Source organism: Methanosarcina subterranea (assembly GCF_055385895.1).
Genome location: NZ_AP042426.1, coordinates 3,402,055 through 3,417,218, shown reverse-complemented (window position 1 = coordinate 3,417,218; position 15,164 = coordinate 3,402,055). Strand labels below are relative to the sequence as shown.

General features: G+C 40.6%; 12 protein-coding genes. 9 read left to right on the top strand and 3 right to left on the bottom strand.

The window, feature by feature from the left end; genetic code table 11:
• The first annotated feature begins 808 nt into the window (after positions 1–808).
• The 7 genes from ACZ5A8_RS14805 (at position 809) to ACZ5A8_RS14775 (ending at position 9,433) form a co-directional block, all read left to right on the top strand.
• On the top strand, positions 809–1,042 hold the full coding sequence (locus ACZ5A8_RS14805) for a hypothetical protein (RefSeq protein ID WP_464529978.1): 234 nt from the start codon (positions 809–811) through the stop codon (positions 1,040–1,042).
• Between the two features lie 1,013 nt (positions 1,043–2,055).
• Positions 2,056–2,931, top strand: coding sequence for a DMT family transporter (locus tag ACZ5A8_RS14800; protein WP_464529976.1), 876 nt, complete (start codon positions 2,056–2,058; stop codon positions 2,929–2,931).
• A 411-nt stretch (positions 2,932–3,342) separates the two neighbouring features.
• Positions 3,343–4,863: an AMP phosphorylase gene (locus tag ACZ5A8_RS14795; protein WP_464529975.1), complete on the top strand. Its 1,521-nt coding sequence runs from the start codon at positions 3,343–3,345 to the stop codon at positions 4,861–4,863.
• 157 nt (positions 4,864–5,020) lie between these two features.
• The gene (locus tag ACZ5A8_RS14790) at positions 5,021–5,554 is read left to right on the top strand and encodes a tRNA (cytidine(56)-2'-O)-methyltransferase (protein WP_464529973.1); all 534 of its coding nucleotides are present in this window, start codon (positions 5,021–5,023) and stop codon (positions 5,552–5,554) included.
• A 1,324-nt stretch (positions 5,555–6,878) separates the two neighbouring features.
• Positions 6,879–7,388, top strand: a complete 510-nt coding sequence (locus ACZ5A8_RS14785) for a shikimate kinase (protein WP_464529972.1) — start codon at positions 6,879–6,881, stop codon at positions 7,386–7,388.
• A 378-nt stretch (positions 7,389–7,766) separates the two neighbouring features.
• On the top strand, positions 7,767–8,045 hold the full coding sequence (locus tag ACZ5A8_RS14780) for an ACT domain-containing protein (protein WP_229390318.1): 279 nt from the start codon (positions 7,767–7,769) through the stop codon (positions 8,043–8,045).
• A 26-nt stretch (positions 8,046–8,071) separates the two neighbouring features.
• Positions 8,072–9,433, top strand: a complete 1,362-nt coding sequence (locus tag ACZ5A8_RS14775; protein WP_464529970.1) for a DUF711 family protein — start codon at positions 8,072–8,074, stop codon at positions 9,431–9,433.
• A gap of 156 nt (positions 9,434–9,589) precedes the next feature.
• On the opposite strand, the gene ACZ5A8_RS14770 is transcribed toward ACZ5A8_RS14775, so the two are convergent.
• On the bottom strand, positions 9,590–10,486 hold the full coding sequence (locus ACZ5A8_RS14770; protein ID WP_464529969.1) for a hypothetical protein: 897 nt from the start codon (positions 10,484–10,486) through the stop codon (positions 9,590–9,592).
• A gap of 1,497 nt (positions 10,487–11,983) precedes the next feature.
• Here ACZ5A8_RS14770 and ACZ5A8_RS14765 point away from each other — a divergent pair.
• On the top strand, positions 11,984–12,472 hold the full coding sequence (locus ACZ5A8_RS14765) for a hypothetical protein (protein WP_464529967.1): 489 nt from the start codon (positions 11,984–11,986) through the stop codon (positions 12,470–12,472).
• A gap of 89 nt (positions 12,473–12,561) precedes the next feature.
• Positions 12,562–13,299 carry a phosphoribosyltransferase gene (locus ACZ5A8_RS14760; protein WP_464529965.1) on the top strand — a complete coding sequence of 246 codons (738 nt, stop codon included), beginning with the start codon at positions 12,562–12,564 and terminating at the stop codon, positions 13,297–13,299.
• A gap of 143 nt (positions 13,300–13,442) precedes the next feature.
• Here the strand turns inward: ACZ5A8_RS14760 and ACZ5A8_RS14755 are convergent, their stop codons facing one another.
• Together ACZ5A8_RS14755 and ACZ5A8_RS14750 are read right to left on the bottom strand one after the other, a co-directional pair.
• Positions 13,443–13,673, bottom strand: a complete 231-nt coding sequence (locus ACZ5A8_RS14755; RefSeq protein ID WP_464529964.1) for a hypothetical protein — start codon at positions 13,671–13,673, stop codon at positions 13,443–13,445.
• Positions 13,674–13,747: 74 nt separating this feature from the next.
• Positions 13,748–14,431, bottom strand: a complete 684-nt coding sequence (locus ACZ5A8_RS14750) for a metallophosphoesterase family protein (RefSeq protein ID WP_464534151.1) — start codon at positions 14,429–14,431, stop codon at positions 13,748–13,750.
• Positions 14,432–15,164 lie beyond the last annotated feature (733 nt).

The window sequence follows — 15,164 nt, the reverse complement described above, 5'->3', positions numbered from 1 at the left end:
TTCAAATAGTCTTACCTATTTTCGATAGGCTTTTTTGATAGGCGTATTTCCCTTCCATACAGGACTGGACCGCCCTGCTAGCCAGAAAAATAATTTCCTTAAATCTATCGTTTTTTAATTTTCACGTCAAAAGCGTCCCCGACAGCTTGCCTGACGGCTCTTTAAAAGGAGAACGAAATAATGAGGAAACAAAAAAAGCACGAAAAACATACATTCAAAAGAGAGAAAAGAGTGCTGTTAATGCGTATTTAATCACTTTTTGTTCGTATCTGTGCCGGTTTTTCTATCGTTTTTAGTATTTGTTCTTTTTATTTCATTTTTACTTTCTGGTTTATAATTTTGGTCCTTTTTTCTTTTTTGTCTGAGATACCTTTCTTCTCTATCTGGCGTGATAAGGGCAGTTTTCAGAGTCTAGAGCAGATTATTGTTTTATTTTTGCTCAAAAGCATCAGCCATTTAAAGACGGATGATCAGCAATTTCTTATTTCAGAAATATGTTCTCAAGGGCATCATCTGATTTTCAAAATCAAAAACTATAAATTTATTTAGAACTTAGAAGGCTGTCATACCTGAAAAATTACTCCAATAATTCCGATTCTTTTATAAAATTCTGAGAATCGGTATGCTTAAAGCTATAGATTCCCTTTACTAATGCATTCTTATCTCTGATTGCTGTAATTAATTAAAATCACTTCTTTCCGTTAAAAAATGTAATTCTACTCAATTTTGTTGCATTCAGGTTTCTGGAAACATTAAAATCCTTAAAAAGGATAACTTGAAAAGAATAATTTGAAATGTTAATTTGCTTGTGAATTATCTCAGGAGGGCTGTATTTATGCGCAAGGATACTGAAAAAATTATGGGAGGGCCGGCAGCAATTTTGCTGTTTGTCGGAGTAGCGTTGAGTGTTATTCTCTTCTATTTTATGTTCCAATTTGCTGAGCAAGAAAATCTTTTCATGGTTCTCTTAACTGCAGTATTGATATCCATAATTTCAATAGCTATTGCCAGAGGTCTGGTTTCCATATATAAGTACAAATAACTGAATTCCAGTGCGTACTTATTTTTTATTGATGGAGTTCTTTTCCTCTCCTTTTTTATATCCATACTTTTCTTCGGCCCGCTTTTCGCTTCGGGATCACAGGAAATCGAAGATTTTCTGGGAGTTGCACTGCAAGTGCAACAGCACGAAGTCTGTTTCACTCGCTTCGCTCGCTCAAGCAGACTCGTATAAAGGATAATTGCAGCTTTTTTTATAGCTGCATTTTCATAAAAACGATACGTAGGCTGGGAGGGTAGTTTTGCAGACTTACGGCTTTGTCCGGCTATCTTAGACTACCACCCTCACTCCTACGGCTCTCCGGCAATTTAACATGTTACAGCTCTGTGTTCACAGAGTCTGGCGATTTTCCACGAGCTTACGGTCTGTAGAGAGCAGAGGGATATTTGGTTCCCAGCCTATAAAATAGAAAAAGGATTGAAAAAAGGTAGCTGTGGCTATAGATTTTTATCGGTCTATGCGAAAAGGGAAGGAAGAGTTTTGGGCTTTAGGGGGGACAAAACAACCTTATTAGGCATATTCACGGAAATTTACCGCGCTATCAGCGCGGCTTTTTCATAATAATTAATCTTAATGAAAAAATGAAATATAAAAAATCATTTATAACATGTCTAATTTATAAAAATAACAGATTTTACTTCCCGAGTTTCGCTTCACTCAAGAGGACTGATTTATACGTCATACAGTGAGATGAGTTCAAGAGAAATGACGTAAAAACAGTTTCAATAAGCTATATTGTCAATTAATTCTTATTTTTTGCTATTAATTTTTTATATGGCAGTTTTACCAATGTTATTATTTTTTAAATAGCAGATATATGCAAAAAACGAAGTCAAAGAAGATTTCATTTCTCCTTCTTTTTTCGATTTACGAGTCGTTATTCAAATCATGTTCTGATTGTCAGTTGAATGATTCAGTAACAAATTCCACTGAACGAAGATTTCAAATGGATATAGGTATACTAAACTGAAGGTCTGGAGAAGGGGGGTTAAGGAATGCAAAAACGGGCATATTTACTAATTATTACAAGTGGTATCCTGTGGGGTACGATAGGGATTTTTGTTCGAGGACTTTATGGGTTAGGATTCTCTTCGCTTCAGGTCGTAACCCTGAGGGTTTTCTTAGCATCTGTTATCATGTTGATGTATCTTCTATTTACCAGGCCGGAACTGCTGAAAATCAGATTTCGCGATTTTCCTTATTTTGTCGGAACAGGTATCTTCAGCCTTGCTTTCTTTAACCTTTGCTATTTTATTACCATCAGGGAAACTTCAATTGCTATTGCCGTTACTCTGCTCTACACAGCCCCTGCATTTGTCGTGGTTCTCTCCAGGATTTTTTTCAGGGAAAGCCTGGGAGCAAAGAAACTTTTTTCTCTGGGTCTTACCCTTGCAGGGTGTGCTTTTGTAACCGGTTACCTTCCGGAACTCGGAAATTCTCCTTCTCTCTCCCTGCCATGGCTTCTTACCGGGTTAGGGGCAGGTTTCGGATATGCCCTTTACAGCATATTTGGAAAGGCTGCCCTTAAAAAGTACGATACACTGACAATTACAGCTTATACTTTCATTTTTGCGAGCCTTGCTCTTTTGCCTTTTAGCAACTTTAAAAATTCTGGAGAAGCTTTCTCTATGGAAAGTTTCTGGATCTACCTTGCAGGCATGGGCTTTTTTCCCAGTGTGCTTGCCTACCTGCTGTACACCAAAGGGCTTGAAGAAGTCGAATCGAGCAGGGCATCCATAGTAGCAACAATAGAGCCTGTTGTAGGTACCCTTGTAGGTTTTTTCTTTTTCAGGGAAGTGCTATCAGGCTGGCAGTTAGCAGGGGTTCTGCTCATACTTGCAGCAGTTGTACTGATACAGGAGCGAAAATAAGTTTGTTAATTTGAACCTTTTTTCTTTAATTTGGGTCTTTTTTCTTTCTGAGGTTTCTTTCTGAGGTTTTCTTTCTGGGGTTTTCTTTCTGATATTTTCTTTCTGAGGTTTTTCATCCTGAAGCATTTTTTCCTGAGATCCTCTTTTGATCCTCAGAAGGTTTTTACGGAATTACTTAAAATAACATAAAGGTTAATATGTTAGCTCGGTTTAGTATTTAGTCTGTAGTCCTGGTATTTTACCTGTATCTACTATATTTGCTTACTATGTCTGTTCTTTAAATCCTGTATTTTTTCGTACTCTCTGTGTTTTCCGGGGTTGGGAAACCAGCAGTGGATCTAATTCAGGCGAAATAAATTACAATGACAAAATCACAATTATATTGAGAATGAAAAGGATGGTGTTTATTCAATGCAGTTGAAGCTGGAACATTTTAAGATAAAAATAGGGCAGCATAAAGTGCTGTTCAATATTGCCGATGCGAAGGAACTGGGAGTTAATCCCGGAGATCGGGTCCGAATCCGTGGGCATCGAAGCCTTTCTGCTATTGTGGACACAACTGATGATATGGTTCCTCCGGGCACTCTGGGTGTTTTTTCTGAAGTTTACGAGCACTTCGAAGACTGGGATAAGCCGGTCGAAGTTGTCCCGGCATTCCGCTCAAAATCTTCGAGCGTTATCAAGAAGATGCTGGACAAAAAACCTGTTGTCCAGGACGAGATCAAATTGCTCGTAACCGATATTGTGGAGGAAAACCTCAGTGATATCGAACTTTCGGCTTTTATAACAGCTTCTTATATCCATGGAATGACTGATGACGAGGTCGAATGGCTGACAAGGGCTATGATCGATACCGGAGACACGATTGAGTTTGACACCCATCCTATTATGGACAAGCACTCGATAGGAGGAGTACCTGGAAACAAGATTTCTCTCCTTGTTGTCCCTATCATTGCTGCAAACGGGCTGCTTATCCCGAAGACAAGCTCCAGAGCAATCACAGGTGCAGGTGGAACCGCAGATCTCATGGAAGTGCTCTGTCCTGTTGAGTTCAGTTCTCAGGAAGTTAAGGAGATAACCGAGAAAGTAGGAGGTGCGCTTGTCTGGGGAGGAGCTACCAATATTGCGCCTGCGGATGACAAACTCATTAGAGTTGAGTACCCCTTATCCATTGATCCTTATTACCAGATGCTTGCCTCAATTATGGCAAAAAAGGGAGCTATAGGAGCCGATAATGTGGTTATGGATATCCCTGTAGGGCCAAGCACAAAGGTTCCCACCGTCCAGGAAGGGCAGAAACTGGCAAGAGACCTGATCAATCTCGGGCACAGGCTTGGGATGAATGTTGAGTGTGCCATTACCTACGGTTCGTCTCCCATAGGGAGAAAAGTAGGACCAGCGCTGGAAGTAAGGGAAGCCCTGAAAGTTCTGGAAAGCATGGAAGGTCCAAACAGCCTCATTGAAAAGAGTGCTGCCCTTGCCGGAATTCTTCTTGAGATGGGAGGGGCGGCTCCAAGGGACCGCGGAAAAGAAATTGCGCTGGAAACACTCCGGAGCGGAAAAGCCCTTGAAAAGATGAGGCAGATCATTGAAGCCCAGGGCGGAGACCCGAACATTAAATCCGATGATATCCAGGTAGGGCAATACACTGCTGACATCTTTGCTTCTGCAGATGGGTATGTCATCGAGTTTGACAACAGGTGGATAATTGAGATCGCCAGGCTTGCAGGGGCTCCGAATGATAAAGGAGCCGGAGTTGCTATCCATAAGAAAATGGGAGAGCAAGTTAAAAAAGGAGACGCTATCCTTACTATCTATGCTGAAAAAGAGTTCAAGCTCGATACCGCGTTGACAACGGCCCAGAGAACAAACCCGATAATAGTAGAAGGTATGCTTCTCAGGAGAATCCCGGGAACTTATGGGTTCCAGTGATACCCATATTTTCTTTTTCCCCATTTTTTCAGTGAAACCGAGTGAAACTTAAGTGAAACTTCAATGAAACTTCAATGAAACTTAAGTGAAAATTAAGTGAAAATTAAGTGAAAATTAAGTGAAACCCTTTAATACCTTGTAAGGGTTTTAGCCGAGCATGAAGAGGATCGTATTACTGCGCCTGGGGCATCGCCCTGAGAGGGATAAGAGAATTACCACACATGTTGGCTTAACTGCCAGGATGCTTGGAGCTGAAGGCATGCTTCTTGCTTCTGATGACCCAGGGATTGTGCAGACCCTTGAAGATGTGGTCGAGCGCTGGGGTGGAAACTTTTACATTAAAAATAACGTTAACTTTAAGCAGGAAATCAGGGGCTGGAAAGAAGAAGGCGGAAAAGTCTGCCACCTTTCCATGTACGGGGTCAACCTGCCAGATGTTACCGACGAACTCAAAAAGTGCGACAGGCTCATGATCGTTGTAGGTGCAGAAAAAGTCCCACCAGAAATTTACCAGCTCGCTGACTGGAACGTGGCCGTAGGCAGCCAACCCCATTCCGAAGTTGCGGCAGTTGCAATCACAATGGACAGGATTGCTGAGAAGGAGCCGCTTGAAAAAGAGTTTTCAGGTGCTGAGCTGAAAATCATCCCGGCTGAAAGGGGCAAACACGTAATCGAAAACATCAGGGAATAAGCAGACTTTAACGTCAGGCTTAACTTTTCACTTTTATCTTTTTTAAAGGGCCTATTTCTCAGACTTTCAGGTCTTTAATTAGACATGTTTTATATGTTAATACGAATTTTTAGAAAAGTGTTAAATATAAGCTCTACATAGGATAAAATGTCTATGTGCAGACCATTCCTCCTGCTAACAGCAGGGTCCGGATTGTCCGTTTTCGTTCCCGCCAGAAGGGGCTGACAGGTATGACTCGTTAACGGCTCCGGAAAATTAAGGTAAGGTCCGGTTAAGGGGTGCAGGCAGACAAATTTTTTCGGTCAGACACTTTATTTGTCGGGCATCCCTTCCGTTTTTCTTTACTCTCTTCTGAAAAACCTTCCCCAGAGCGAGCTTTAAGCGGGAAACTACAAACTTAAATCTGTTTTCAGCAAATGCCTGATTGATCTGAATTGAAAAACGGGCCTTGAAATAAATAACTAACTAAATAAATAAATAAATAAATAAATAAATTCAAATAATAACGAAAAGTAAGGGTTAATGAACCATATGGATTTAATAGAGCAGAAAATAAATTTATTAGCAGGATCTGCGTTTCTTTTTATAGTTCTGGCTCTGTTTTTTCACTTTTATAAATTCAAGCTTCTCTCACACTCCCTGAAACTTTGTAACTGGATCTGCGGGCTGGCTATCAGTTCGGACAGTCCCTGGGTCAAAATGCTCGTGTTCCATCTAATCTTTTTATCCGGCTTCTCATGTATCTTTCAATTGTTTCTCTCGAACAGGTTGATAAGCTGACGATCCTGAGTCTTTTCAGACATTATGTACGCGGCAGCAGTTTTGTCCTTCTGGAGTATATGTCTACTTTTATGTGCTCCTCTAAAGAGGTTGAAAAATATATCTGCAGCCTGATCTCTCAGCCAGTAAACAGAAATGAACAACGTATCAGAAAAGAACGGCATATCAGAAAATAATTTCTCAGACTTAATAATAGCTTCTTATATTCGATTATTTCTTTAAATCTTTTTCCTGTAATTATAAAACGAGATAAGGTTTTTTTCATTGAAGTAATATATGAGGAAATAGCTGGTAAATTATAAACTTATAGGAGTTTATATGCTATCTCTAAATGATCGTAACGGCTGCCTGAAAAACTCCTGATATGTCTGAAAAACTACGGACATGTGTTATAAATTTTCTTTTTCTTTAAAATACTCACGTTGCACATTTTATATAGCAGAAGATTCTATTTTGTCCTGATAACTTATAGACTGCAAGCCTTTTACCTAGGGGGATTTTCGTCAGTAAATTCCTTGATTTTCGCAGGCAGGAAGCGTGGGCAATGAACATAACATTAATTGGCATGGCAGGAGCGGGGAAGAGTACTATAGGAAAGGCACTTGCAAGACGCCTGAATTATACTTTTATTGATGTCGATGGCCTGATAACAGAGAAGGCTGGAATGCCCCTTCAGGCTCTTATTGATAAACAGGGTGATTCTGCTCTTATCAGATTTGAAGAAGAGGCTATTCTGGGGCTTGAACAGGTGGATAATTGTATTATATCTCCAGGGGGGAGTGTTGTTTATTCTAAAAAAGCCATGGAGCACTTAAAAAAAGTCTCTAAGATAGTCTTCCTGGACGCTCCTTTCAGAAGCATTGTAAAAAGGACCCCTAACGCAAGAAAGAGGGGTATAGTAGGGCTCAGAGACAGAAGCCTTAAGGAGCTTTTTGAAGAGAGACTGGTTCTATATCGTAAGTATGCTGACTTTTCAATAAGACTTAAAGGTAGGGAGAATATTCAGAGAGTCGCGGGAAGGATAATCCAGCTCTGTTTTGAAACGGAGGCCTGATCTGAGAATCAACTGCTTATTAATCATCCCTTCATTAATCAGCCTTCTATTTCAGCCTTCTACTATTCAGCCTTCTACTATTCAGCCTTCGATAATCAACTTTCGATTAATCAACCTTTCATAAATGATAAATTAACCCGGCTTATAAATTATTTTATTTTCATAACTTTTTTTCTTTATAACCCCTCCAATATCTTTAGTTTTAATGGGGTCCGCGCGTCTACTTGAGGGTTAGAAGTGTTCACTTCGGGACTGGAGCAGTTTACTTTAAGCAGTTTACTTTATTATCTATCAGGTCTTCAATCTGAACAAAATTTTCTTGTCTACAGTTTTCATGTATTAACCTGCAAAAAAAACAGGATCAACAGGAGATATTTCATGACATCAAGTCGTTTCATTATCACAGTTATTGGCAGCGACAGGGTAGGGATTGTTGCGAGGGTCACCACGGTGATGGCCAGTTACAACGTAAATATTGTTGATATCACCCAGACTATCATGCAGGGCATCTTTACAATGATCATGCTCGCAGAAGCCCCAAAGGAAAACTTTAACCTTTCGGCTTTTCAGCAGGCTATGGATGCCGAAGGAAAGAGCCTTGGAGTTGAGATCAAGGTGCAGCATGAAGATGCTTTCCGTTTCATGCACAGGATATGATCTGCAAGGAAGCAGGAGGATTTTTCATGCTTATAAACCCGAAAGAAATCTTGGAAACAATCCAGATGGTCAGGATGGAACACCTTGATATCAGGACCGTCACCATGGGGATCAGCCTCAGAGATTGCAGCCACCCGGATATTGAGGTCTTCAACGAAAATATCTACGAAAAAATAACTTCCAGGGCAAAGGAGCTTGTCAGGACGACAAATGAAATCCAGAGCCTTTACGGGATTCCCATTATCAACCGGCGGATTTCCGTTACTCCCATAGCCATAGTAGCCGAAAGCTGCAAGTCTCAGGACTTCGTTTCCGTTGCAAAGACAATGGATGAAGCTGCTAAGGAAGCAGGCGTCGATTTTATAGGAGGGTTCAGCGCCCTTGTCCATAAAGGACAAACCAGAGGAGACCTCAAACTGATAAATTCCATTCCTGAAGCCCTTGCGACTACCGAGAAAGTCTGCTCGTCCGTAAACGTTGCAACTACAAAAGCAGGCATTAACATGGATGCAGTCCGCCTGATGGGAGAAGAGATCAAAAAGACTGCGGAACTGACTTCTGACAGGGACGGGATAGGCTGTGCCAAACTCGTTGTTTTTGCAAATGCCCCTGAAGACAACCCTTTTATGGCAGGAGCTTTTCACGGGATAGGTGAGCCCGAGTGTGTTATCCACGTGGGTGTAAGCGGGCCTGGCGTGGTTAATGCAGCTGTTTGCGAGCTTGAAAATCCTAACCTCACTGAAATTTCCGAGACGATCAAAAAGACAGCCTTTAAAATCACACGCATGGGGGAGATGGTGGGAAGGGAAGTTTCGAGAAGGCTTGGTGTGGAATTCGGGATTCTTGACCTTTCTCTTGCCCCAACTCCGGCAATCGGGGACAGTGTTGCCGCTATTCTGGAAGCTATGGGACTTGAACGCTGTGGAGCCCACGGAACGACTGCAGCCCTCGCGCTTCTTAACGATGCGGTAAAAAAAGGCGGAGCAATGGCTTCTTCTTCCGTAGGGGGTCTCAGCGGGGCTTTCATTCCGGTAAGTGAGGACGCAGGCATGATCGAAGCAGTTAAAGTCGGGGCTCTCTCTCTCGAAAAACTCGAAGCCATGACAAGCGTCTGTTCCGTCGGCCTTGATATGATAGCAGTCCCGGGAGATACTCCTGCTACTACCCTTTCTGCAATAATTGCAGACGAGATGGCAATAGGAGTAATAAATAAAAAGACAACTGCAGTCAGGATCATTCCCGCACCAGGAAAAAGGGTTGGAGATACAGTGGAATTCGGCGGGCTGCTCGGAAGCGCACCTGTTATGCCAGTAAGTAATTTCAGTTCAGAGACCTTTATAAAGCGGGGAGGAAGAATTCCAGCTCCTATCCAGTCGCTGACAAATTAAGGATATTTCCTGGGCTTTTCTTCCGAGGCTTTTCTGAGGCTTTTCCGGAATTGTTTTCCGGAATTCTTTTTTCCGATATTTTTTGGATTGCTTTTTCTGGACTGTTTTTTTACCATTTTTCACTTTCATTATCTTTCTCGCCTTTTTTACTTCGATTTACTTCGAATCTGCCCACAAAGCTCTCATCATTTTCCTTATTTCTTCTATTTTTCTTATTCTGGTTTCGTCGTTTATTATATCAAGTTCATTGAAGGATTCAAGGGCGATCTTTGCCGCAATCGAGGTCTCGTGCAGGTATCTGTTTCCTGCATTACTCATGATCGTCTGGAGGGCAGAAGTCGCCTGAAAAACTGCGCTTTCCATATCTTCCTGTTCAGCGCTTTTCCCGACCTCCTCAATAGAAGATGTAATATTTCTTACTTCACTTTGAAGGTTTTCTTGCATGGCTGCTGCAGCTATCTCTTCGAGCATTATCTCTACTCCTACTGCAGCCTCTTCAAGGCTTTTCTGAGCTGCCAGTTTTCCGGTATCCCCAAGGCAGGAAACGCATATTGCGGTATTTTCAGAGGCATCGGAGAATTTCATCCTTGCAACCGCTTTTCCAATCTCTCCAAGCCCGATTGCTACTGCAATTGTTTCTCTTTCCCTGTTCAGAAAAGCTGCCGTATTTCCGCTTCTCCCAAGAACTGACGCAGCAAGTTTGGCTACAGTTTCCAGCTGCTGCTCGGCAGCTGTCTTCCCTATGGTTCCAAAAGAAAGCAGAACCCTGACAGTCGTGCCCTCCATATTCTGTTCCATTGAGTACTGGAGCATCCTTTCGAGAGACCTGATAGCATTGACTGCTGCATTCTCCATTCCCTGAAGGGCAGCAGCCTTTCCTATTTCTTTTATGGAAGCTACCGTACTCTGAGCCTCCACTTCTTTTTTTTCACTGAGGTAAACTGTGCCTATTTCTGTCAGGGAAGCAAGAGCCTGCCCAACTCCTTCGTCAAACTCTTCCTCAACGGAAGCCAGCCCCTGGTGCGTTACTTGATCTTTTTCTCTTGATAGCATAGCTTGAGGCTCCTTTTCATCAATTATGCCTGTTATGAAATGCTCCTGTTACTTTTTATTGTAACTTCTAAGATGTCCTTTGCTGCTTTAGTAGATTGTCTCTTTATGATTTTTTGTTTCATTTGTTTTTAATCTATGGCTCCTCCAGAGAAATGGTATATGTAGTAAAGAATCAGAAAAACAAGAATTGCAAGAGCAGCTTTAAAATCGATTTTCTTTAAAAAGTCCCTTATTATTGTCAATCCTCCTAATCCCTATTTCTTTCCCAGATTTATCTTATATTTATTGTGTCCCTGGTTCAAATATTTTCAGGTAATAAGATAAGTTTTCAGATGATATTATAATATTTACAAAATCGGTATATAATATCTATAAAATTATAACTAAAATATAGAGTCAAATAAAAGAAACTTCACAAAATAAACTTGATATCAAGCATGGTCAAGTAAAGTAGAAATTAAAGTACAATTGAATAAAATAGAAGTACCAAATAAATTTTAGAATTGTAAATTCCAACTATTGTTTCGGCAGGAAATATATTGAAGTAAAAAGTGTATGTAGCTCAGTAGATACTAAAAGATAAATTCAAAGGTTGACTGGAGAATTTTCATATAACACGAATTTTAGAACAAGATTAAAATATTTTTTAAGTCGGGGTAGAAATATCCTTGAATCAACATAACTCTTGATCTGCAGAAACCCTTATCCTAATTTAATAAGTTTTCTACATAATCTCAACTGTCTTTATCATTATTCAAATTTTAAGAATTGCTTTTTAAGAATTGCTTTTTAAGAATTGCTTTTTTATGGAATTCCGGTATTGCTTTTCTCTTTTTCAAGCTATGGCTCCGTTTGAATAATGATATATATAGTAAAGTACAGCAAAGACTAGTATCGCAAGAATCGCTTTAAAATCCATAAGCTTTATACTCCTTTTTCGACAGTATTTCTCAGGCTATAGCGCCGGATGAGAAATGATAGATAAAGTAGAGGGTGAAGAATACAAGTATTGCAAGGATTGCTTTGAAGTCCATTATTATTATCCTCCTTTTAAAAACTATCAATAAAAATCCGTTTTGTGGGTAAAATTAGTAGTGAGACGCAGGTATATAAAAATGCCGTTTTTTACCGCTTTAGGAAACGATTTCTGTTTTTTCAACGACTTATGTTTTTATTTTAATCCTGGATGCTTATTTTGATATTTAAAGTTTCAGGATCTTGAATAAGTTAGTGTAAAGGCCGTTTAGAATTAATAAATGTGAAGATATTCTTTATTCTTTACAAAAACAACCTTATATATTTTCCAGTAAAATTATAATTGGGTATCAAAATGGGGCATCAAAATCGGCAAGTGTTTTTCGAATATTCTTTCTCTTACTTCTTGCCTTTTTTCAACTGATACTGGTAAGATAAATCTAGAGCAGGGAGCTACAGTTAAAATCCAGGCATACAGGGTTATCAAGTATGGTTATCAAGTTATTGTAAGGGGGTTGTTTAATGAGAGGTATGATTCATTTTTTCTCTATACTTTTTTGCATATCACTGGTGTTTGCAGCAGGCTGCACCGAAAACGGGCAGGTCGAGCCGCTCACAGATAATGAAACGCCTGAAATTGCAGAGTCACCTGAAGTTGCGGAGTCACCTTCAGGTACAGAAGCTGAAGAAATATCTATTGAAATTACTGAGGCGCCGGAAAGCGTTCGGGGTGGAGATGCTTTTAATATCCGATGGAGGGTATCAGGCGGGTCTCCGGGTAATATCAGTGACACCCGTGTCCTAAGCAGTTCTACACATGCAGGTCCGAACATTGATGCATATCCTTCAAGAAGTCTTTCACAGAATGGAATAAGTCCTCAGGAGTTCGAAGGTAGTATAGTAGCACCTGCTGCAGGTAACCTCTATTTCAGAGTCTATGCCGTGGTAGATGGTACTGAAGTAATTTCAAGGGAAGAGGTGATTGAAATACGTACCTCATATCAGTATTGAGGGTGCACTATTTGCTCATTTGGAGATCGTTTGCAAGTACAGTAGCTTCCCTCTGGTTCATATCCGGAAGAGGAGCCTGAAAGACATGCATGAAGAAGGCGGTTTATCTGAACACAGTAAATAGAAAAGAAGCCCGACAGCAAGGGTGCTCTCCGGCAGAAAAGGGATCTTTCAGGTGCGAGCTCATAAGCTTTGGAGAGGTTTCTCGCCTTTCCAGGCTTCTTGCCCGGAAAATTAAAGCTTCAGGCTACCAGCCCGACCTGATCATTGCTATAGGAAGGGGAGGCTATGTTCCAGGGAGGCTGGTTTCGGACTTTTTGCTTTTTAAAGAGCTTACCTCAATGAAAATTGAACACTATATGTGGGGGGCGGACATGCAGGCGGGAGCCAGAATCAAATTTCCTGTTTCCGGGGACATAAGCGGGAAAAAGGTGTTGATTGCAGACGACATAACCGATACTGGAGATACCCTGCAGCTTGCTGTGGATTATGTACGGAGCCTGAGACCTGCAGAGATAAGAACCGCAGTCCTCCAGCACAAGACCTGTTCTTCTTTCGTTCCGGATTTTTATGGTCAGAAGGTTGTCAGATGGCGCTGGATTATTTACCCCTGGGCTCGGTATGAAGATCTGGCAGGCTTTACTGAAAAAATTCTTGGGCATAATGTCCTTGATACTTCTCAGATTATAGCTGAGTTTAAGGACAGGTACGATCTCGAGATCAGGGAAAAAGAGATTCTTGAAATTCTGCAGGACCTGGCTGAGAGAAATGAGATTGAGAAAATTAAAACGGATAAACTGGTAGGGTGGCAGATCAAGAAGGAGTAAGTAGCAAAATAATTGACCTGTAGCTTTCCCTGCAAAGCAATTATTTTGTAAATATCTCGGTAAGTTTTCCTCGGCTTCCCGGATTTTCTGTGGCTTAAGATAGTCACTCCTCTATAGAATAAGGGATATGTCAGCAGTAAAGGTCAGCAGTAAAGGTCAGCAGTAAAGACCTTATTTGTGTGAATCGAACTCTTTTCGGTAGGGAAGCTGCCTTCTTCGAAGTCAGGATTCGTAAGAAGAACGGCATACTCGTCATTTCTTACAGCACTTGTAATCTGGCAGAGGATTAGGTCTTCTCCTTTCAGATCTGCGATCACGACCGCCTGCCTCTTTTTTGAGGCGGTAAAGTCTGAAAGGAAAAGGAATGATGACAACGTCCCCTTTCTTAATAATCAAAAATAAAAAAGAGGAAAACCAGTAAAGGAAAACCAGGAGATCTGATGCTCCCTTACATTACGGTTTCTGTAATCAGCTCCAAGTTCCCCTGCGGGAAAACCCTGGAAATCCGGACCTTCCAGTTATTTTTATCTGAATTTTCGTTTTCAGCCTGAATCAGGTTAAAACACTGCGTGGTTTTACCTCTGGTCTTGGAGGAACAGAAGGTGCCTGCATTTACAACGAGCATATTGTTCAGGTTCCAGACATGAGGAATATGGCAGTGCCCGCAAAGTACGAGGTTTACCTTGCAGCGGTTCAGGAGATCAAGGACATCGCCTGCATCGACAAGGACGGTGTTTTCTCTGCCCGCAAGAGGGACCGGGACAAGGTGGTGGTGCAGGGCAAATACCTTGAAATTCTCCCCGGAGAAGGCTTCTTTGATCCAGCCGTAGTTTTCCCTTCCGAGATGCCCTTCATCAAGATCAGGCTGTGAGGAATCAGCCCCTACAACAGTTACGCCTCCGAGATTCTTGGTTGAGAACCTGTTTTCGAAAAGGTCTTCAAAGTGCAGGTACCCGGCATTTTTGGAGTCGTGGTTTCCAGGGACAAGGACTCTGTCTTTACACTCGATCCTGTCAATAAACTTCTTTACTCCATCATATTCGGCTGAAAAACCATTTTCTGTCAGGTCACCGGTAATTACTACTATATCCGGATCCAGCTGATTTATGCTCTGCAGCATGGATTCTGCGATTTCCGGGACAAAGTATGCTTCTGAAAAATGAATATCTGAAAGATGTACGATCTGTATAATTTTTTACTCCCTCTTTTCTCTGAAATTTTATAATAATATTTATGTTCAGATCATTGAATTCCAGTTCCATTATATATAGGTATCCAAGAAAAATACATATTTTTGTAAATCTAATTATAATTAGTTATAAAAGCTGGAGTTTAACCTCAATTCTTTTTGAACTTTATAAGTATTTATTTAATTTTTATTCGTGTAGAATATCATTAAAAAATACATAGAATAAGATTTTTGTGCATATTCAGTCCTGTTTTTTGTGTAGTTCCCGGGCGCGCGTCTATAAGGGCTTGGGAAAGAAATTTTTTCAAAAAAATATCTCTGGATTTCGAATAAAGTCAAATTTAATTCTTTTTTTTCAGGCTCTGAGCTTATAAAAAAGTCTGTAAGTAAAATGTCTACAAAGGTTCATATCCATATTACTCTCCAGCGCACCCTATCCGACATATCAAAACCTTGTTTCCAGAGTGCCGAAAATTGAGGACTTATTCATCAAGTTCACCTTAAAGGTGGAACATTGTCTTCATGTAGAAAGAATTTTCACAATACATGACTCTATATCAAAAGGATGAGTTAGATAAAGAAATATCAAACTGTTTTCAAAAAAGTAAAAAAATATAACTCAACTCGGAATATTCCTGGATTTGACTGTATTTTTGGTATATTCGTTTCCCTTACA

Coding starts and splice junctions, on each gene's coding strand:
- ACZ5A8_RS14800 (WP_464529976.1), top strand. CDS start 2,056: ATGCAAAAACGGGCATATTTACTAATTATTACAAGTGGTATCCTGTGG.
- ACZ5A8_RS14795 (WP_464529975.1), top strand. CDS start 3,343: ATGCAGTTGAAGCTGGAACATTTTAAGATAAAAATAGGGCAGCATAAA.
- ACZ5A8_RS14790 (WP_464529973.1), top strand. CDS start 5,021: ATGAAGAGGATCGTATTACTGCGCCTGGGGCATCGCCCTGAGAGGGAT.
- ACZ5A8_RS14785 (WP_464529972.1), top strand. CDS start 6,879: ATGAACATAACATTAATTGGCATGGCAGGAGCGGGGAAGAGTACTATA.
- ACZ5A8_RS14780 (WP_229390318.1), top strand. CDS start 7,767: ATGACATCAAGTCGTTTCATTATCACAGTTATTGGCAGCGACAGGGTA.
- ACZ5A8_RS14775 (WP_464529970.1), top strand. CDS start 8,072: ATGCTTATAAACCCGAAAGAAATCTTGGAAACAATCCAGATGGTCAGG.
- ACZ5A8_RS14770 (WP_464529969.1), bottom strand. CDS start 10,486: ATGCTATCAAGAGAAAAAGATCAAGTAACGCACCAGGGGCTGGCTTCC.
- ACZ5A8_RS14765 (WP_464529967.1), top strand. CDS start 11,984: ATGAGAGGTATGATTCATTTTTTCTCTATACTTTTTTGCATATCACTG.
- ACZ5A8_RS14760 (WP_464529965.1), top strand. CDS start 12,562: ATGAAGAAGGCGGTTTATCTGAACACAGTAAATAGAAAAGAAGCCCGA.